Annotated in this window: 12 protein-coding genes and 1 pseudogene; 8 read left to right on the top strand and 5 right to left on the bottom strand. The window is 54.5% G+C overall.

The window, feature by feature from the left end:
- Positions 1 to 67: 67 nt before the first annotated feature.
- The gene (locus NDI86_RS20075; RefSeq protein WP_310902070.1) at positions 68 to 340 is read right to left on the bottom strand and encodes a hypothetical protein; all 273 of its coding nucleotides are present in this window, start codon (positions 338 to 340) and stop codon (positions 68 to 70) included.
- A gap of 114 nt (positions 341 to 454) precedes the next feature.
- Between NDI86_RS20075 and NDI86_RS20070 the strand changes: the two genes are divergently transcribed.
- The 4 genes from NDI86_RS20070 to NDI86_RS20055 all read left to right on the top strand — a co-directional run bounded on the left by NDI86_RS20070 (position 455) and on the right by NDI86_RS20055 (position 9495).
- Positions 455 to 2449, top strand: coding sequence for a hypothetical protein (locus tag NDI86_RS20070; RefSeq protein WP_310902069.1), 1995 nt, complete (start codon positions 455 to 457; stop codon positions 2447 to 2449).
- A 279-nt stretch (positions 2450 to 2728) separates the two neighbouring features.
- Positions 2729 to 6052 carry an ATP-binding protein gene (locus NDI86_RS20065; RefSeq protein ID WP_310902068.1) on the top strand — a complete coding sequence of 1108 codons (3324 nt, stop codon included), beginning with the start codon at positions 2729 to 2731 and terminating at the stop codon, positions 6050 to 6052.
- Between the two features lie 80 nt (positions 6053 to 6132).
- Complete coding sequence (locus NDI86_RS20060; protein ID WP_310902067.1) at positions 6133 to 6642, top strand: DUF7680 family protein; 510 nt, start codon at positions 6133 to 6135, stop codon at positions 6640 to 6642.
- Positions 6643 to 6645: 3 nt separating this feature from the next.
- Positions 6646 to 9495, top strand: a complete 2850-nt coding sequence (locus NDI86_RS20055; protein WP_254824892.1) for a DUF1156 domain-containing protein — start codon at positions 6646 to 6648, stop codon at positions 9493 to 9495.
- Here the strand turns inward: NDI86_RS20055 and NDI86_RS20050 are convergent.
- On the bottom strand, positions 9492 to 11423 hold the full coding sequence (locus tag NDI86_RS20050; protein WP_310902066.1) for a DUF262 domain-containing protein: 1932 nt from the start codon (positions 11421 to 11423) through the stop codon (positions 9492 to 9494). The two genes, NDI86_RS20055 and NDI86_RS20050, sit on opposite strands and share 4 nt — an antisense overlap.
- A gap of 96 nt (positions 11424 to 11519) precedes the next feature.
- Here NDI86_RS20050 and NDI86_RS20045 point away from each other — a divergent pair, with 96 nt between their 5' ends.
- The gene (locus NDI86_RS20045; protein WP_310902065.1) at positions 11520 to 15449 is read left to right on the top strand and encodes a helicase-related protein; all 3930 of its coding nucleotides are present in this window, start codon (positions 11520 to 11522) and stop codon (positions 15447 to 15449) included.
- Positions 15450 to 15458: 9 nt separating this feature from the next.
- Here NDI86_RS20045 and NDI86_RS20040 read toward each other — a convergent pair whose 3' ends face one another.
- Together NDI86_RS20040 and NDI86_RS20035 are read right to left on the bottom strand one after the other, a co-directional pair.
- The gene (locus NDI86_RS20040) at positions 15459 to 15989 is read right to left on the bottom strand and encodes a hypothetical protein (RefSeq protein ID WP_310902064.1); all 531 of its coding nucleotides are present in this window, start codon (positions 15987 to 15989) and stop codon (positions 15459 to 15461) included.
- 128 nt (positions 15990 to 16117) lie between these two features.
- The gene (locus tag NDI86_RS20035; RefSeq protein ID WP_310902063.1) at positions 16118 to 16375 is read right to left on the bottom strand and encodes a hypothetical protein; all 258 of its coding nucleotides are present in this window, start codon (positions 16373 to 16375) and stop codon (positions 16118 to 16120) included.
- 100 nt (positions 16376 to 16475) lie between these two features.
- On the opposite strand from NDI86_RS20035, the gene NDI86_RS20030 reads away from it, so the two are divergent.
- From NDI86_RS20030 to NDI86_RS20020, 3 genes and pseudogenes are all read left to right on the top strand, one after another.
- Entirely contained in the window at positions 16476 to 16868 is a 393-nt protein-coding gene (locus NDI86_RS20030; RefSeq protein ID WP_310902062.1) for a hypothetical protein, read from the top strand.
- Positions 16869 to 16877: 9 nt separating this feature from the next.
- Positions 16878 to 17270, top strand: coding sequence for a hypothetical protein (locus NDI86_RS20025; RefSeq protein ID WP_310902061.1), 393 nt, complete (start codon positions 16878 to 16880; stop codon positions 17268 to 17270).
- Between the two features lie 175 nt (positions 17271 to 17445).
- Positions 17446 to 18461: pseudogene (locus NDI86_RS20020) on the top strand (Cdc6/Cdc18 family protein).
- A gap of 15 nt (positions 18462 to 18476) precedes the next feature.
- Here NDI86_RS20020 and NDI86_RS20015 read toward each other — a convergent pair.
- A complete protein-coding gene (locus NDI86_RS20015; RefSeq protein ID WP_310902060.1) occupies positions 18477 to 19166 on the bottom strand; it encodes an SOS response-associated peptidase in 690 nt (229 codons plus the stop codon).
- Positions 19167 to 19289 lie beyond the last annotated feature (123 nt).

Genomic DNA, 19289 nt, shown 5'->3' with positions numbered 1-19289 from the left:
GGCGAGACTGACAGCTTAGAAGTGCCTTACCGAGAGTAGCCAAAATAAATCAGAGAGGCCAGAGGATTTAGTCGACGGTCGCTAGCACCCGGACATCTGTGTCCGAGTGTCTTTCGCGCTGAGTTCGAGCACCCCGTTCTTGCAGGAAGTCCTCGATTTCATCGGCCAGCGTATCGGCGTTCTCTTTATCGACGTGTACGATCAGCGTTGGCCGGTCTGGATCGTTATTGTCGATAACAAGCGATACGTCTTTGAATTCATCTGGCTGCCTGTGCGCCTCAAATTCCTCAGCGACCTGATCCGCTAGATCATCGAGTTTATCCACTGGATTTGCTGTCATAGGAGGTGTTTGACCTCAGAGATCCCCTTTGTGGTGACGCCCCAAAACGTTCGAATCCCGGAGTCTAAACGCTGTCACAATATATAATTGTAGTTAGGTAGAATACCAGGGTTAATGCCAAGTTTCGTTGTCGATTTAGAGACGCTTTCCGAAAACGAGTCACCAGAACTGGGGGAGGTGGTGACAGATGTTCAGGTTCAATCTGGCTTCATAGAGGAGCTGAAAAGAACCTTTACAAATAGATTAGATTCAGAGGATGAGTTGACAACTAACTTCGAACTCTCAAGGGTCTATCAGCAATCTTGGGCAGAGGATGGAAACGAGGAGATAATTAAAGAGAATATCACATCTCTGTCAAAGCAGCTACATCCAGTACAAAAGACCGAGAAGGGGTTGTTATTCCACAGTACGGACTCCGAAGTACTCGTGGCACACTACCACGCTAGTGAGGGGTGGGTTAAGGATTCAAACGAACTGATCAGTGGAGATCGTGTCGACAAAGATAGTGTCATCAGCATGTTTGCATTAGAGCCATCCGCTGATGGCGGCGAATCAGCTGTGGACGCTGACTACTATACGGAGTCGACAACGTTCATGCAGATTTTTGGGGTCCTCTCAGACGATGTGCTTCGGGAGATTCCTGAACGGGAGGTATACATCAACGGAAATCCGCTCTACGACGACAGATACACTGTTAGATACTCTTTTGCACGAGATCGATGTTTGGCCATGGTCGAAGACAGTTCCCTATCGCTCAATGCGCATTCGAACTCGTTCTTGATCGAGAAATCACTCGAAGGCGAACCCCATATGCTGGAATACAATTTTGAAGGTGGGTGGTTCGGACTTACACGGAGCGAAGATGTTTCAAAATTCGAACGGGATGTCATCCAATTCAAGCACGGATGGCTGACAGCTAGCCGCATCTACCGGAACCTTGTCGGTAATGAAACAGCGTACACAGAGCACAACTCAAGGGTCGAGCTGTCCGAGTCCAATATACAGAAATTCGAAGGAGAAACCGACAACGGAGACGTGGTATTCGCGAAGCATAACGATGAAGGAGTTATCAGTCAGGATTTCGCGGATGATATTCTCCGTGCAATTGTCGGTACTGAACACTATCGCCTCTACTTCGCGTCTCACCAAACAGTATCTGAAAGCAAGAATCTACGACTCGAATCTGAAGACCACTCCCTTGATTTCTCGAACATCAAGGCCGACTCTATCGAAGAGGTGGATGCAATTTTTCAGATGTTGTATGACCAAGCTACTGACGAGGACCTTCCGAGAAGCAGGAGATACCTGACCGCCGCTGGACTCTTGGCAGGTATCAGTTTTGCATCGGACAACACAGCATCAGACTCGCTACTAGGTATAGTAAGGCAGAGCTCCTTCAGGGGCATCGAGGGTTTCATCCAAGACCAGCTCGACTCGGGTGAGACAGCCGAGGGCTTCAGAGGGTCGTTAAATGCTCTCTTCGACGATGTGGGTACGGAGACCAGTACTGCCGACTTGGTGGATGGCGAATTTGATTACGATAGTTTCAGTCGGCTGGTGGAGATGATCGACGAAGCCGGCGAAGGGCTTGGATTGACTGCTGGTGATCTTAGCGAACTTGACGAGGAAGGGTATCGGAGTGTCATCACTGTTGGACTGGATCAACGAATCGACGGTAATCTCACTCGTGAGGCAGAAACCGGACGAGGACCCTCGGATATTCGCCTGCGGAATGATGAAGGGGAAGTCATCTACATTGGCGAGTGTAAGTACTGGAATAAGAGCAATTCTGGCGTGAAATCGAATCTCGAGAAACCTCTCGAACAGCTGGCGACATACGACCAGGGTGAGACATTCAATTCCATCATTATCTTCTTTGAGTCAGATGATTTCCAAGAAATCGACATCCGAAGGGTGTGGGAGAAGATAGATGAGAGGTTGGATGAACTCGAGGGAGACTTCGAATTGGAGGATGAAATGAACGATACCCCGTATTCACGCATCTATCGCCGGCCGGATGGAGGACCAGATGATCGATTCCTCTCTATCCACGTGATCGATGTCAGCGCCCAACAACATCATCAGGTAAGTGCAGAAACCGTTAGCTGATTTTATAGCCGGATACTGTATGCACCCCGTCGTACTAGCTCCGCCTTAGGCCCCTCCCTGCCTCAGGAGTTCCTTTGATACGGAGCGATATCGGCCTCAAGGTCGCTTACCTGAGTCCAGCCAGATAGACTTAGCAGAACCTAATACCTCCCACGAAAACCCGTTCTGATTAAGAGTGTTTGATAAATTGTCATCAATCCCGGTGATGAGTTGCTGCCAGATACTGGTCACACAGGTTCGAACTTTTAAGGTGGTGTGAAAACCACGTCTTGTCATACGATGAGTACTCAAAAGGAGGAGGTGACTTCGCTTTTCGAGGCCTGCCAGCCTCGCTCCGACGTTATCGACGGGACGTTGGAGGAGGAGCAATTCGCTGCAAACCTCGCGACCGTCGCCCACGAGCCCGGTGAAGCCGCCCCTGTGTATCGTGACGCTGCGGAATTTTTCGATACCACATATCCGACAGAGGGGTTGACCACACTGTTGAGCAACCTATCCGGTCGGTTCCTGGCTGCCGCAGACCGGGAGACGCACGGCTACAAGAGCAGTATTCTCTGTCTCGATACGACCTTCGGCGGCGGGAAAACTCACGACCTCATAGCCTCGTATCATCTCGCAAACAACCCGACTGAGATTGGAAATCTCTCAAAGTTCGTCGATAAGGACGAGCTGGCGACTGAGTATCTGGACGCTGTTTCCGATGGGCTCGAAGCAAATTCAGCTGTCTTCGTCGGCGGGCACGTCGACGCCCGCAGCGCCCGAAGTAGTCGGACTGACCCGGACGCCCCAGATACGAACACGATGTGGGGCGAGATTGCCTACCAGCTGTTCGGGCTGGACGGCTATCGGGAGATCGAGGACTACGACCGGGACCGGCAGGCCCCTGGTCAGAACACGCTGAAGGATCTCCTGGAACAGAGTGACCAGCCCTCCGTGGTCCTTATTGACGAGATCGCGGAGTATCTCGAGGACGCGTCGACGCTCGAGGTCGGTGGGGCTACCCTAGCCAGTCAGACCGTCTCCTTCATAAAGTCGCTACTGGAGACAGCCGCCCAAGCTGACTCACTCACCGTCATTTACAGTATCGCGGACTCGGCGTTCAAGGAGGAGGCCGAAGAGGTCCGTGGCCTGGTCGATGAACTGGATGCTGTCGTCCAGCGCCAACAGAAGGTGATCACTCCGACCGGCGAGACGGAAGTCGGGGCTGTTCTCCAGCATCGACTGTTCGACGAAATCGATACAGATGTGGCAGCTACGGTGGCCGAGCAGTACTTCCACTTCTACGACGAAGCCCCCCGTCAGTTCCCGCAGGAGGCTAGCGAGGACAGTTACCGCTCGAAACTCGAACGGGAATACCCATTCCATCCCACTGTTCTCGAAACACTGACAGAGAAGATCGACACGATCCCGGACTTCCAGCGGACTCGTGGAGCACTGAAACTGCTCGGACGAGCGATTCACTATCTGTGGAATCACCAGCCCGAGGAGTATGACCGTCACTTCCTCCGTCTCTACGATCTCACGCCGGCAGACGATGCTCCGGACGGGAGTATTCGGGCGACACTCAACGAATCCCTGTTCGAGTTCGTCGATCTGAGTGCGGCGGTGACTGCGGACATCTATACTCGGGACGGGACCGCACACGCCCAACTCGAGGACCAGAAGTGGACGGAGAAGGGCATCCCCGCGCTCGGATCCCACATCACGACGACGGTGCTCTGGAATAGTCTCGCGTTCGGTGAGCAGGCGTCAGGAATCGCTCGACGAGGGCTCAACGAGGCTGTCGCCCATCCTGGCGTCTCCTTCGACCACTACGATAACGCGCTGAAGAACCTCGGCGGCGACGACATGAATGTCGCCTGCTACTACCTCTACGACGAGGATCAGATCCGGTTCAAAGCCGAGCCAAACCTGATTCGAATCATCGACCAGCGGATCCAGAACACCTCCGAAGAGCAGGCTCGAAGCCGGTTCGAAGCTCGACTGGATCGCGAGGTCGGGAGTGGAGGATTCAACGTCGAGATGTTCCCCGAGGAGCCAGCGGACGTGGCAGATGACGGCTCCACACCTACGCTCTCGATTATGCACATGCTCACCGCGCCCGTACAAACGGAGCGTGGGCAGGAAACCAAGGTCCCCGACAAAATCCAGGAGCTGTACGAGAAAACCGCCGCAAAACACGGAGGAACCATCCAGAGTCGTTCGCACAAGAACTACGTCTTGTTCCTCGCCCCGGATGCGGAACTTCTCGAGAATGCGGTCGACCAGGCGACGCGGCTCGAAGCTATCGAAGACCTCCGAGACGACTCTCAGCAGACTGCAGACCTCTCCGACGAACAGCTTCAAGAACTCCGGGACAGGGAGGACGAAGCACGCGGGCTCCTCGGTGAGAGCGTTCGGAACGTCTATCGACACCTGTTCTATGTCGAGGACGACGGGCTAACGCACGTGACCATCACGTCCGTCGACGCCGGTGGCGGGACAAAGCTCGTCGACGCGGTCCGAACCACGCTCGAGGACATGAACCGGATCATCCGGGACGACGACCAACCCAAAGGAAAGGTCTGGTTCGAGCAGAAGCTGTGGCAGAGCCAGAAGCGCCGGATGACGACAGCGGACCTGGAAGCACAGTTCGCCCGGAAGCCGGGGCTGCCCTTCCTCTTAAGTACGAAACCGCTGCGAAAGACCATCGCCCGAATGGTCTCGGACCACGAGTACGCCTACTGGGATAGCGAGACGGGGACAGCCTACTGGAACGCCCAGTCCCAGCCAGATAATTGGCAACACGACGCGCCGCTCCCGGAGTCGCCGGACGTCACGACCTCGATTACGGATTCGCAGGTCAAGATCGGCGACGAGTACGAGCTCTTCGATAGTATCGAGGACCTCCTCGATCAGCACGCCGACGAGATTCGTCCGCCAGAGCTGACGGAATGTGCGAACTGCGGTAAGGACCTCCCACCCCAGAGCACCCACAAGCTCTGTGAGGAATGTCGGAACAAACCCGCCGAGTGTGACGACTGCGGAGAAGAGGTCGAAGGCAAGACGAAAGCCGACGAGCCTGTCCTCTGCGAGGAATGCAAAACGGGTCCCGGTGGAACGTGGAACAAATCCACCGGGTCGATGAGCGCGAAGCGGGCTTTCAGCGAAATTCGGGGGCACGCCGTCTCCCAAGCTGGCGGTGATGCGACGGCGGGAATCGACTCACTCATCGTCCAAATCGAAGGTGATCAGCCGTTCAAGCACGGATCCTTCGTTGCGCAACGATCGCCCGTCAAGTCCCGAAATGAATCCATTATCGTGGATCTCGACTACAAGAGCCGTGCAGAGATGGGCAACGGCGAAGCTACATTCAACGCCAACTTTACTGGGCCTGTCGACGCATTCACGACACTTACTCAGAGCCCAGAGGGATTCAGTGACCGGGCAGGTGGAAGTCAGAAGATCAAGCTGAGCTTTAAGTTCGAGATGGACGAACCGGAGGCCATCGACGGCGACGAAGACGACGTACTCGCACAACTTGGTGAGGAACTCGACGGGACAAACATCACTGTCAGAGCGCAGGCCGGCGGACCGACGAACATCGAAGGTGACGACTCATGAGTATCCAACGAGACGAGGAACAAGGCGAGTCATTCGCTCTAGGAAGTAGCGTCTATGGTGGTCGTCCCACATTTGCGCTCGTGCGTGATGAGACAGGGAACAAGGCGACGATTACACTCTACGAGCTACTTCCGACCGAGCAGGCTGATGCACGGAAACGACGGCTGGAACGCCGTCGGCAGCTCTCATCAAAAACCCTCCCGCTCGAACAAATAATCAATAGAGAGACCAACGGCTCCGAAGAGTGGACATGGGACAACTGGGTTGGGGTAAAGGTAAGCAGGTTATCCGGGTCACGTCTAAGGAGTATTCTCCAGCTTATCGATGAGAGTCTTCGAGAAGCGGATATCAAGCCTGAGCAAGTTACGAGTACTGGATCAGCAACTCTCCTACTGCCCGAGGAAATTGGCGTCAGGCTTTCTTTGGGTTTTATTGGAATTAAGCCACTGCGGAGGGTTGATCGAATGAGAGATCTTGCTCGTGGAGTTGCTCGAATGAGTTTAGAGGAGTGCTATTACTGGAACGCAAAGTGCAGGTCTCCGAATAGCTCTGGTGGCGCGAAGGCACTACGAACACTACTGACCGAATAAATCATGTCTGACAATAATCGGCAATTTAAGATTCAGGACACGGTACCGGTGCGGACAATTGGGATTGAGACGGAAAGAGAAAATCTGGATTTCCAGCACCGGCCACCTCACAGATATGCCCATGTGTGGTTCGCTCCACGACCAACACCTGTATCTAGATTAGCTGTTTTAGCATCCGTACTCCCGGACTCTATTGATGATGACACCCTGTTGAACTGGATGGGATTTAAGCCATCCAATCGTAATCCAGACGATTCCATAGCGGAGCACGTACGTAACAAGAGACAAACCAAAGATCAGCGGAGTGGGTCGGAACACGAGCATTATGGCTACCGGAAAATTTGGCGGTACACCCCCTCTGACACTGAAAAAGATGAAATTCACAACTCATTAGAAAATACTTGGGACGGAGAGCTCCCAACGGTCCTCGACGCAACGGCGGGCGGCGGATCTATACCTTTAGAGAGTATTCGATACGGACTCCCAACTATTGCTAACGAACTAAATCCAGTTCCTTCAGTGGTCCTCAAGGCGTTATTAGAATATACCAGGACAGATGTCGATCTAACAGACGACATCATCAAATGGGGGAATGAGATAGATAGCAGGGCACGAGAAGAATTACAAGAATTCTTCCCAGAGAGAGATGATGAGAAGATTCAGACATATCTCTTTGCCCACCGAGTCACCTGCCCAGATTGTGGGTTGAAAGTCCCGCTGGCCTCAAATTGGTGGTTGGACCGAAATCGGGGGAGTGGAAAAGCCGTCAGGCCCCGGGTCAATGATGAGAGCGATCATGTTGATTTCGACATCGTTGATATTCCTGAAGACGTAGAGAGAGACGAATTCAATCCCACAGATGGCACAATATCCTATAGTAAGATGACGTGTCCTCGGTGCCATGTTACTCTGGGAAGTGATTCTCTGAAAGAGAAACTTCAGGAAGACGATTTCGACTATCAGCTTTATGCCATATATTATGACACGTATACATCGGGCGGGTGTGAATTCAGGAAGCCTGAGGAAAAGGATTTCGAGGCTTTTGAGAAAGCAACTGAATTTGCAGATTCAGATGTAGACATCTCTACTTCGCTAACGGAATCTATCCCATCTGGAGAAAAGACGACGGAGTTGCGTAGAAATGGGATGACTGAGTGGAGAGATCTTTTCACACCTCGCCAGCTTCTCACACACCACACGTATTGGCAAAAGTTCGAGGAGGTTAAACAAGAAATCCAAGACGAATACCCGGAACAACAGGCGGAATCCATCTTAGTCTATCTTTGTTTGGTTGCGGACAAGGCCCTCGATTACAACAGTCGGATGGCCCAATGGGACGCGAGCCAACCGAAGATTGGCCACATGTTCGCAGGATCAGATTTTGCCTTCTCTTGGTCTTTTGTCGAACATAATCTCACAGTAGAAGATCACGGATATGACTGGATGTTATCGAATATTGCAGAAGATGTCTATGGAGGTGTCCGAGAGCTATTAGAAAATTCAGACGCCCCGTCAGAGGTACTCCAAGGTGACGCAGCAGACCTATCGATCGACGATGGTGATGTTGATGCAGTAGTTCTTGATCCACCCTATTACGGGATGATAATGTATGCAGAGCTGGGAGATTATTTCTACGTCTGGATGAAGAAGTATCTAAAAGACATAATTCCAGATTTCTTCAATTCCACTCTAACCGAGAAAGAAGATGAGGCAGTGGCCAACAAATCTCGCTTTGAAGGAGTTGAATCAGACGAGCTGTCGAAGAAGGAACTGGCCCGTCGGGAATACGAGCGGAAAATGACAAATATATTTGAGGAGATGTACCGCGTCCTCAATCCCGGCGGCATCTTCACTATGATGTTCACGCACAAGGAAACGGAGGCGTGGGATACACTAACAAAAGCACTCATCGAATCTGGGTTCGTAGTTACTGCCTCACACCCAGTTAACACGGAAAATCAACACCGTGTTCAGCAGGCGGGAAGGAACAGTGCAGACAGTACCATTCTCTTATCAAGTGAGAAGCGGGACCTCCAGCGGTCCGAGCCAACTCTGTGGGAGGAAGTCAAGAAAGATACACAGGTTCGGGCTCAGGAGAAGGTCAAGCAATTAGAGTCCCAAGAAGCCGAGTTTACCAAGGTGGATATGATGTTGGCCTCATTCGGTCCAACGCTTGAGATATTTACCAAAAACTACCCCGTAGTTGATGATACGGGTGAAGAAGTCTCCCCTCAGACTGCCCTTGACGAAGCCAGAGGGGCAGTTCGGGATTATCTCATCGAGCAATATCTAAATGAAGGAATCCGAGATGTCGACGCCAAAACAGAGTGGTACGTCCTAGCTTGGTTCGTCTTTGAAGCTCAACGCTTCCCATATGATGAAGGAAGACGGTTGGCTGTTGGAGTGGGAGAAAACGTTGATAGCCTGAAAAAGGAGAACCGTATGTGGCGGACAAAAAGTGGAGACATAGTCCTTCGGCCACATGGTGATCGCGTTCAGGACGTGAACAAGACACCCGAAAACCGCTCAGGTAGAAAACCGGTGGACCCAGATAGTCTTTCGTTCTCGACCGCCTTAGACAAAGTCCACGCCGCGATGCACATCTACGACGCGAAGGGAGCAACAGAAGCATGGAACTGGATGAATGATCGGAATTGCGGGTCAGACCCCTCATTCAAGGCTACTCTCGAAGGACTTCTGCGGGTGCTTCCCCACGATCACGACGACTGGAAGCTAGCAAGGGACCTCGAAGCTGGCGAAACAGGTGAAATGCTGGACCTTGACCTTGACTCGTCAATATTTACCAACGATGAGGATGATGAAGATCGGCAGGGGAGTCTAAACGACTTCTAATCCTCTTGGAACGCTGAAAGAGGGGATTCCTCTTTCCGGCGTGCGACCTCATCCGGCCATCGTTCCTGAATCACGTTCAAGATTCGTCTCTCCCGTTCATCAATCGTTGCTTCGTTCCACTCCTTGTTCTCGAAGATCTCGTTGAGCATCCGGAACTTGGACTCATCGAAGGCAGCTTTCTTCTTCTCGAAGGGGTCGTTCTGATTCCCGGCGTTATCCTCGATAGTCATCAGCGCCAAATTGCCCAGCCGGTCACTGTTCTCGTTGATGGTCTCGTGGAGGTGCTCGGGGAACTCGTCTGAAACGGTCTGTGGCCAGACGTGCTCGATCGTGAAACGGTCGTCCTCGTTGTCGACGACCTTCTGCACCTCGAAGGGGATGTTTTCTCGTGCGCGTTCTAGCGAGAGTTCGTACGCATAGAGCAGGTATCGAAGCTCGTTCTTCCGGTTGGAATCACTGTAGTAGGAATAGACGTCGGCGTCGTAGAGCGTATCCATCAGGGTTTCATCGTCGCAGTAGTTGTGGACGTGGTCAGCGAGCTTGTCAATGACGTCGTCGGCGGAACTCGGACTGATGTCCTCTGCCTGCTTGCCCGGTTCGTTGTAGTAGAGCTGTCGGGCCAGGGGATAGGCTCTTGTTCGCCCCGTATCAGCGGCTTTCTGCTCGATCAGATACGTTCGAACGATGAACGTCTCGATCTTCTTGAGGAGACGGACGAAGTCTGATTCCAAAATGAGGTCGCGGGTGTACTGGTCGTAGGCGGTGATGAGAAGGGGGTAGAAATTCCCGAGACGGCCTACGGCGTAGAGATTCTCCAATCGTGTCTCGATACGGGTACTGTCGATTCCGTCCAGCGTAACCAGTTCCCGAAGCCGCTGGAAGGATCGCTTCAGATCGTTCGTATAGTCGATGATCTCCTCGGCGAGGTCGCCGTTGTCCGTGGCAAACGCCTTCTTGACGTACTCGAGGTGATTCTGGTAGTACCGTTTATCGTAGCTCGTCGTCCAGTTCGCATCCCAGAGGATGAAGTGATACCGCTGGATTTGGTCTTCGTCGAGGCCGCTCCCGACATCGGTGTCGGTGATCTGCTCGATGTTCGAGTAGATCTCGCCGAAGTTCTCTTGGACGATATTGATGAGGCCCTCGGTCCGCTGTTCCTCGTCGTCCTTCCCGTCACGAGGTCCGTCATCGGTGACCAGCGCCAGCCGGTGCATCAGATAGCTCTTTGTGATTTCGAGGTCAGTGAGGCCCTTCCCCCGGTCGTTGACGGTCTGGAAAATCCGCGCGGCTTCGGCCCGCGATTCGACGACGTACGCGAGCAGATCGAGGTTCTGAATCGTCGAATAGAGGTCGGTGTAGAACTCCACCGGGTCCTCGTAATCGGTGTTTTCCGGCGGGGCGTCCTCTAGTTTCTCACGGAAGAACGACTTCGTATTCGCCAGCCGGCGTTTCGAGGGTGTGTCGAGCGTGTACTCTGCCTCGGGGTTCGAGCTCTGTGTCGATTTTTCCGTGTCGATGACGTCCTCAAGGATGTATTTCTTGAAGAATTTCGCATCGTCGTCCTCCTGGAGACGAAGTCGCTGCTGGTCAGAAGCAACGAGGTAGTTATCCAGGATGTCGACCGCGTACTCCTCTCTTCCGTGAGCGTGGAGCTGTTCCTGTAGCTCGAAGAGTAAAATCAGGAGTGTTGTGAGCCGTTGCTGTCCGTCGATGATTCCGACTTCATCGTAGAGCCCGTCATCTGATTCGTCCGAATCCTCGATCAGGAACGTTCCGATGTAGTGCGTCTTGTCGAGAGATTCGAGGAGGTCCTCCCAGAGCTCGCGGCGTTGCTTCTCATCCCACGAGTAGTTGCGCTGGTATTTCGGCACGTAGAACAAGTCACGACCGGGAACGAGGTTTTTGAAGGGCTTCTTCCCAGTTTGCATGAAACACACCTCCAAGCGGCACCGCAAAAATTCTGTGCTGCTTTATCAAAATGTACCCACTCTTTATGTTGTGGAGCAGGCATACGTCAATATCAGATGGCTAGGTCCCTCCGTGACTACGACTGGCAGTCTATCTACGAAAGCCAGCCCAGCAACGACGCAGCTCATCTAATCAAGGAGTTCTACGTCCCGGCGCTCGAACGAAGTGTCCAGTACGACCGAATTGCAGGCTACTTCGATAGCGGTTCTCTCGCTGCTGCTGGGAACGGAATCGAGGCACTCGTCGAAAACGACGGCCGAATGCGACTCATCGTCGGCGCACAGCTTCAGCCGAAGGATCGGCCTGTGCTGGAAGCACTCGCCAACGACCTCGACGAGAACCTGACGGGGTTGGATGACGAAACGCTCGATCAGCAGCTCCAGCTGCTCGCCTGGCTCCTTCGGGAGGATCGACTCGAGCTCAAAATCGCGGTCCCCAGCCGCGGGGAGTGGGGTATCTTCCACCCCAAAGTAGGTATCTTCCGAGATGAGGACGGGAACTGGATCTCGTTCGAAGGGAGCATCAACGAGACGGCCGGTGGCTGGACGCGGAACTACGAGCGGTTCAAAGTCCACCGCTCGTGGGACGACGGTCAAGCCCCCTACGTCGAAGGCGACCGAGAGTCGTTTAAGCAGCTGTGGCAAGACGAGCACGCCTACGTCGATGTCTACGATCTTCCGGAGGCCCTGAAAGAGGAGCTCATCGACTGGAAGGCCCCCGACAACGACGTCGAAGTCTCCCAAATCGTCGAGAAACTCCGCGAACCAGAGGCCCCGACTGACGGCGACAAAGGGCGGATCCTAGCTGACGGGGCACAAGCCCCCGGTGGCCTCCAACTCGCCGAGGAAGCGAGCACGATCGATCCGTGGCCACACCAGCGAGTCGTCTCCGATACGGCAGTCAACACGTATCCGAACTCCTATCTCCTTTGCGACGAGGTCGGCCTCGGGAAAACTATCGAGGTCGGCCTAACACTCTCCCGCCTCGGTCTGACTGGCGAACTCGAGAACTCACTCGTTCTCACACCAGCGAGTCTCGCCGTCCAGTGGCAAGAAGAACTCTGGGAGAAGTTCAACATCAACGCCTATCGGTACGATCGAGGGAGTGACTACGATTACGCCTTCATCGATTCCTTCGGCCAAGAGCATCCAGTCCCGGGGACGGGTGACCTGGACATTGATGCGGATCGGCGGAACGAGGCATGGACGAACAGCCCGCTGTGGCGGTTCGCACACACTCGGAAGGATGACCCGACGCCGACTGTCATCATCATGTCCTGGCACACAGCGCGACTCACAGGCCGGTGGGACCAGGTCGCCCCCGCTGACGACGGAACCGCCCGGACGAGGGACGACATCCCGGCAAGCTGTCGCGGACGCAACCCGGACGGCCGTGAAGGCGTCTGGGACGCAGTCGTCGTCGACGAGTCACACAACGCACGTCGTGGGAGTAACTTCTACAACCTCCTCGAACGGCTCCGCGATCACACTCACTGCTACTACCTGCTCACTGCGACCCCGATGCAGCTCCACCATCGCGAACTCTACGATCTCCTGACCCTCCTCGATATTCCCGAGGCGTGGGATGATCGCGACCGATTTGTCGAATTCTTCGAGACCCGCCAGGCGCTGTCGACCGTTATCGAAGGCGGAGCCGATCTCTCGTCCCGGACATCGAGTGATCCGTCACAGGCGACTCTCAATGGGACATTTCAGGATCGGTTCAATTCCTCGATAGAGTACGCGGACGTCGTCCTCGAGGGGATCGTCGACGAACTCGGGCTGGAGGACCAAGGTCGAGGCGTCGCGAAACAGCGGCTTCTCCAGGCGTGTAACTTGGCACGAGGGTATGGCCAGGAGTACGACGACTACCGACGGAAGGTGGACGCCGCGATTGAGGAGCAAATCGATCCGTTCGGAGCGGATGAAGATACCAAGCTCAAACGGCTGCTGTATCCGGAATCAGTCCTGAATGAGGAGATGATTATTTCCTCACGAAGCGACCGTCTCGACGCCCTCGACGAACTCAGCGAGGACGGCTGGAAGGTACTCCAAGACGTACTTTCGTGGGCAACCCCAGTCGATGCCTGTATCCACCGTAATACCCGGGATACCCTTAGGAAATATCGCAAAGCAGGGCTGCTCGAAGAAACGGTCCCGACCAGAAAACCCGAGCGACGACGTATCGAACTCAACGAGCAAACCCGTCGGGTGTATGATCGAATCGACGAATACACCCGAACCTTCTACAAGAAGGCACAGCAGTCAACAGAGACGGAAGCCCGCGCCATTGGGTTCGTGATGACGACGTATCGCCAGCGGCTTACTAGCAGTGTATACGCGATTTCACAGAGTCTCTCTACGCGGTTGGAGAAACTTCGAACGCAGCGGAAGGTACTCGAACGGCGAAAACGAATTCGGGACGACCAGGATGAAGATCGGCAGGCCGCCCTAGACGCACTTAGCGAATACAGTGAAGACGAGATCGCCGAGCTGGAAGACGCCGGCGAGGACGTGCTGAACGTCGATCTCACCGAACTCGCACCGAGTCTTACTGACGAGGGGATCAATCTTCTCAAGGAGGAGATCGAGGAACTGGAGTCGTTCATCCAGGAGGTCAAGCAGGTCGATGACGACCCGAAGATGGATCAGCTGTACGAGGACCTCGACATGCTCGATCGGAAGGGACGGAGTCGAATCATCGTCTTCACGCAGTACAAAGACACGATGCACTTCGTCCGCCAGCAACTCCGGTGGAAGTACGGCGAGAATATCGCCTGTTACTCGGGCGACGGCGGCGAGATGTACGACGAAGAAGCAGACGCCTGGCGAAACGTGGGGAAGGAACGTGTCAAGCGAGAATTCTCCGACAACGACGGAGAGGTCGATATTCTCGTATGTACGGACTCTGCAAGTGAGGGGCTGAACTTGCAGGAATGCGGTGCGATGATCAACTATGACCTCCCGTGGAATCCGATGCGAGTGGAGCAGCGGATCGGACGTATCGACCGCATCGGTCAGGAATACGACGACGTCTACATCCTCAACTACAGCTACGAGGACACCGTCGAATCAGATATCTATGACCGACTGGACGACCGTATCGGTCTATTTGAGTACGTCGTTGGCGATATGCAGCCGATTCTATCCAGTGTCGGGTCGAAGATTCGAGAGGCGACGATGGTAGAAGGGGCGAAGGCGGACAGCGAGGAGTATGAAGAACTCGAACGAGATATCGACCAAGATATCGAGGAGCAGCAAGGTGAGGACGACCCAGTAGAGCTCAAGGATTCACTCGCAGAGGTCGACAGCGACCGACCACTACGTGAACAGGTTATCCAAGAAGCACGTCTGGACGCTTGGGAAACCTATTCCCATCCTGATCTCGGAAAGGTCGGGAACCCGAGTAAAAACCGAGACCCCGTCTTTACCGTAGACGCCGCCAAGGGAGTCTTCTTGGAGAACGAAACGCTCACCGAGGCGGGGATTCAGTTTGATCTACTGTCGCACCTGGATTTCGAATTCGACCTCACTGAACCGGAAGATGCAGAATTCATCTACTGCCTTCAGCATCCGGGGGACGCTCCCATCACAGCGGAGGAAAGTGAGGATACCCTCGCAGCGAGCATCGCAAATCAGCACCAAGGAATAGGGGTAACCTTCGACCCCGATACAGCTGACGAGTACCCCTCACTCCGATTCCTCGCTCCAGGGAGTCCGTTGTTCAACTGGTTAGCAGCGACGCTCGTCGAAACGTCGGATCGGTTGAATCTCACCCAATCCGCCTGTACTGCGAATTCTGACGGAGAAATAGTCGGAACCGCTGAGAAGCCGTGGGTTGTGACAGGGTGGGTCGAAGAAGACGCTGCGGACACGTCGCTCGTCCAGCTTACGGACGGTGGCTCAGTTGAGGACCGGTCAGAGACAGTGGAGTTCCTCAATCAATGGGCGCAGGAATTCATTGAGAACCGCACCAGGTCGTCGTAGCTCGGGAGATTAGAGGACATTTGCGATCCGCTCGGGAGACGCGACGGTGAGTGACCCCTCCAAGGCACCTTGGTCTTCGTGTGCTTCTACCCACTCGATTGCAGCGTCAATCCCCTCTTCAGGGACAACAAGAACTCGTTTGAATCCCGACGTCCGGTAGTCCTGAAGCTGGTTCAGTGCGTGACTCCCGTTTTCGGCGATAGCCTCCATCGTCTCTACCTCGACGATCAAGTTCGCGCTCGTGGAATCAATCGAAATGATATCGGGTTCCCCGTTGACCCCGTCGATTACCCCCTGAGGACTCGTCGATGCGGCTCCGTCTGGGTCGATATGGGAGACGTAAAGATGCGCTTCGTCACTCGTCGCTTCTTTGATTGCCGAATACGTTTTGCGGAGAGTGTCGTTGTGATCGCTCTCTCGACCAAACAGCCACCCGCCAAGTGTTGCACCGACGACTGCACCAGCCGGGCCGCCAGCTGCTGCCCCAAGGGCACCGCCGATCGCCCCACCACCGAGCTGATTCTTACTCTTGTCGTCCATATATCTAACACTTGGCTGTAGTTTCAAAAAGGCACGCTAACCAGGGTGAAAGTAGAGGTTGTAGCAGTTCTGGGGTTGGCTGTAACAGCAGATTTCGTTGAAGTGGAATAGACTGTCGACCGGACAGATTATCGGTTGAATCCTCCTCTTCCACGTGAGCCTCCGAGTGAATCCCGGAATATCGAGTATATTCCTACACAGCCCACCGTCACGAGTATACCACCACCAGATACGTAAAGTACAGAGGAGATTTGAGAAGCTGATCCAAAAATCGGTACCGTTGGAGGAACCAATGAGAGCCCGATTCCCGCTGTTATGAAGAGGAGACCGCTGATGATCGCCAAAATGGCGAGTGCAACCCCGACCATTTCTTCTGGGAATTCCATATATTCAGGTCAGTCTTAGACAGCACCAAAGAGGGTTCTGATGGTCAGTGGCAGTATTCTCAGCACAAGACCTATTAAAAACGATACTCCGAATTGTACTATGCCCTCAACTCGCCGGAGCTATCAGCCCTTCATCAACTATCTTCAGAATAATACCCGCATTCCACAGCTTCACTTCGAGGACCTTTCAGTTCGCGAGGAAACTGTCGTACTTGAATTAGAGTATGAGGGAGATCTAGCACTACGGGAGGAACAAAATCAGGTCCGTGAGATGGTCTCTGAAGTCTTCTTGATGGCTTGTCGGAAAGGTGTATTTGAGGACGTGAAAGGCATTATTCGCTGTTCAGAGAACTCAGATTACTTGCTGTTCGAATTCGACCAGCAATGGATCGAGCAGATGGAATCAGAGAAGGATCAGCCGGACTGGGATGAACTCAAAAGCCAAATCTTGGCTCAAATCGCCCATTCGTACGGAGATGAGCCTGCAGTATAAGCTTCCATAATGGCCACGAAATCCGCAGATTCGGATTCAGGTCATCCTCAGCCAGGAGTATGGTTGCGATTCCTCTTCTGGGTCTATGATCGGTTCTATAACGCTAGCGCCTTTGAACTCATTCGAAATTGGGTTGTCTTGGGATTTGTAGTTCTCAGCCTCCTCTTGGAATTCGCACCTGGAGTGTTCAAGACTATTCTAATAATGATCGTTCTGCTCCCAGTAATCCTCGCAGCACTAGTCGTGAAAGTGGTTCCAATAATTGCGTCAGCCGTTGGTTGGGGAGAACGACTGGGACTGATGACAGCTGATGATCGCGTCTCCATCGCCGCGAAAGCAATCCGTCTTGTTTCCGGTGGCGAAGATGCCCTCGAACATCTACTCGAATGGTTCCGCCGGTAACCATATTCAGGAAGTAGGACGTTTCCGGAATCGAGGGACTGTTAAACCCTGAAAACACCATATCCAGGCTTTTTGACTGTTCTTCAGCACTATTGGAACCTCTGTAAGAATACTTTCCGGAAACAACCCGGTCACGCTTTTATGACTAGACGGGAAACAAGTCGAGCAGTAATAGATGATCCGCGATGCTCGCGTGCTCCGGGCCGGGTTCGTCCCTCGGGAAGTCGAGCATCGCGACGCCGAAGTCAACCACCTCTCCAGCGTCCTCGAACCCATCACGAACGGTGAACCCGCCGACACGGCCATCGTCACCGGGCCCAGCGGCGCCGGCAAGACCTGCATCTCGAAATTCGTCACGGAACGGCTGCGTGAAGAGGTCCTCGACGTCGAGGCCATCTACGTCAACTGCTGGCGTAACTACACCCGATTTCGGACGCTCTACCAGATCCTCGACGACCTCGGTGCGACCATCGACATCCACCGGCAGTCGACGCCGCACGACAAACTCGTCGACCGCCTCCAGCAGCACGACGGCCCGCGAACGGTCGTCATTCTCGATGAGGTCGACCAACTCGAAGACCCCAGCGTCATCTACGACCTCCACAGCCTCCCGCAGTTCGCGATCATCTGCATCGCGAACAAAGAAGAGGAGCTGTTCAGCCGCGTCGACGACCGGCTCGTGAGCCGGCTGCGCTCCAGCGAACACGTCCGGATGGACAAGTACCACGACGAGCAGCTGTACGACATCCTGAGTGCTCGAGCAAAGTGGGGCCTCGACGAGGACGTCATCACCGACGACCAGCTCTACCGGATCGCCGACGCGGCCGCCGGCGACGCCCGCCTCGCAATCGGCATCCTCCGAACGGCCGCCGGCAAGGCCGATCGCGAGAATCACGAGCGCATCACCGACGACATCCTCCTGGACGCCGCCGAGGATGCTCGGGCCCAGATCAAGCAGAAGAGCCTCGACTCGCTCACGCCGCACCAGCGCGTCGTCTACGACATCGTTCGCGAGCACGGCCCGGTCGGGCCGAGCGAGATTCCGAGGACGTCGATGATCCGCGGACGAAGCGGACTATCCGCACGTACCTCTCGAAAATGGAGCAGTACAACCTCCTCGAGGCGGAAGGGACGAGTCGGGACCGAGAGTACTCGCTTGTCGATTCGGCAGCGGCGTCGCCGATGCAGTGACCGTGACGCCGTCAGCTATCCCGAACTGAACTCGCCGAGGCCCGATTGCTCGTGGTCAAGCGGCTCGATGACCTGGGGATCGTCGTTACCGGGATTGTTGACCCGCGTCGAAATCTCGTAGGCGTCCAGATCGTCCTTCGGATAAGGCTGGCACAGGTCCTTGCGGGTGTCCGAGTCTGCGGTGAGCCAGTCGGACTCAGCGTCCTGCGGGAGGACGACCGGCATCCGGTCGTGGATTGAGTTCATCAGAGCGTTCGGCTCCGTTGTGAGAATCGTGACGCACGAGATCGTCTCGTCGTCGCCCTCCCAGACGTCCCAGAGCCCGGCCATCGCGAATGTGGGGTCGTCCTCCCGGTAAATCCGGTAGGGCTGTTTCGACCCGCCGTTCGGCGATTTCCATTCGTAGAACCCTGACGAGGGGACAAGGCAGGGACGTGATTCCCACGCCCGCTCGAAGACGCGTTTCTCGTCGGCAGTCTCGGAGCGGGCGTTGATGATGCCCTCTTCGGGTTCGTCCGCCCAGAACGGAATCAGCCCCCAGTGGTAGGCGTCGATCTCATCGGAAGCCTCGTTCGTGACGATGTGGAGGTCGTCGCCAGGCGCAATGTTGTATCGGGGTGTGTACCCGCCGTCCGTGACAACCTCGGCGTCGAAGCGAGCCTCGAGGTCTGTTTGGTCGATGAAGAGCGAGTTTCGGCCACACATACATCCGGGTCCGACCGGGAGAGTCTTCAACGTATCTGGAAATGTGAAGGGCTGGTGCTGTTGCCCCCTCATTTGATTGTAGATTTGGGGACAATCGGTGAGTACAGGGGGAGAACATTGAAT

This window comes from Haloarcula onubensis (genome assembly GCF_031624605.1).
GTDB lineage: Archaea > Halobacteriota > Halobacteria > Halobacteriales > Haloarculaceae > Haloarcula > Haloarcula onubensis.
Note: the sequence above shows the minus strand (reverse complement) of the source record. Positions and strands in the feature narration are given on the sequence as shown.

Excerpts from the sequence above, each read along its gene's own strand:
- NDI86_RS20075 (WP_310902070.1), bottom strand. The coding sequence starts at position 340 with ATGACAGCAAATCCAGTGGATAAACTCGATGATCTAGCGGATCAGGTC.
- NDI86_RS20070 (WP_310902069.1), top strand. The coding sequence starts at position 455 with ATGCCAAGTTTCGTTGTCGATTTAGAGACGCTTTCCGAAAACGAGTCA.
- NDI86_RS20065 (WP_310902068.1), top strand. The coding sequence starts at position 2,729 with ATGAGTACTCAAAAGGAGGAGGTGACTTCGCTTTTCGAGGCCTGCCAG.
- NDI86_RS20055 (WP_254824892.1), top strand. The coding sequence starts at position 6,646 with ATGTCTGACAATAATCGGCAATTTAAGATTCAGGACACGGTACCGGTG.
- NDI86_RS20050 (WP_310902066.1), bottom strand. The coding sequence starts at position 11,423 with ATGCAAACTGGGAAGAAGCCCTTCAAAAACCTCGTTCCCGGTCGTGAC.
- NDI86_RS20045 (WP_310902065.1), top strand. The coding sequence starts at position 11,520 with ATGGCTAGGTCCCTCCGTGACTACGACTGGCAGTCTATCTACGAAAGC.
- NDI86_RS20040 (WP_310902064.1), bottom strand. The coding sequence starts at position 15,989 with ATGGACGACAAGAGTAAGAATCAGCTCGGTGGTGGGGCGATCGGCGGT.
- NDI86_RS20035 (WP_310902063.1), bottom strand. The coding sequence starts at position 16,375 with ATGGAATTCCCAGAAGAAATGGTCGGGGTTGCACTCGCCATTTTGGCG.
- NDI86_RS20030 (WP_310902062.1), top strand. The coding sequence starts at position 16,476 with ATGCCCTCAACTCGCCGGAGCTATCAGCCCTTCATCAACTATCTTCAG.
- NDI86_RS20025 (WP_310902061.1), top strand. The coding sequence starts at position 16,878 with ATGGCCACGAAATCCGCAGATTCGGATTCAGGTCATCCTCAGCCAGGA.
- NDI86_RS20015 (WP_310902060.1), bottom strand. The coding sequence starts at position 19,166 with ATGTGTGGCCGAAACTCGCTCTTCATCGACCAAACAGACCTCGAGGCT.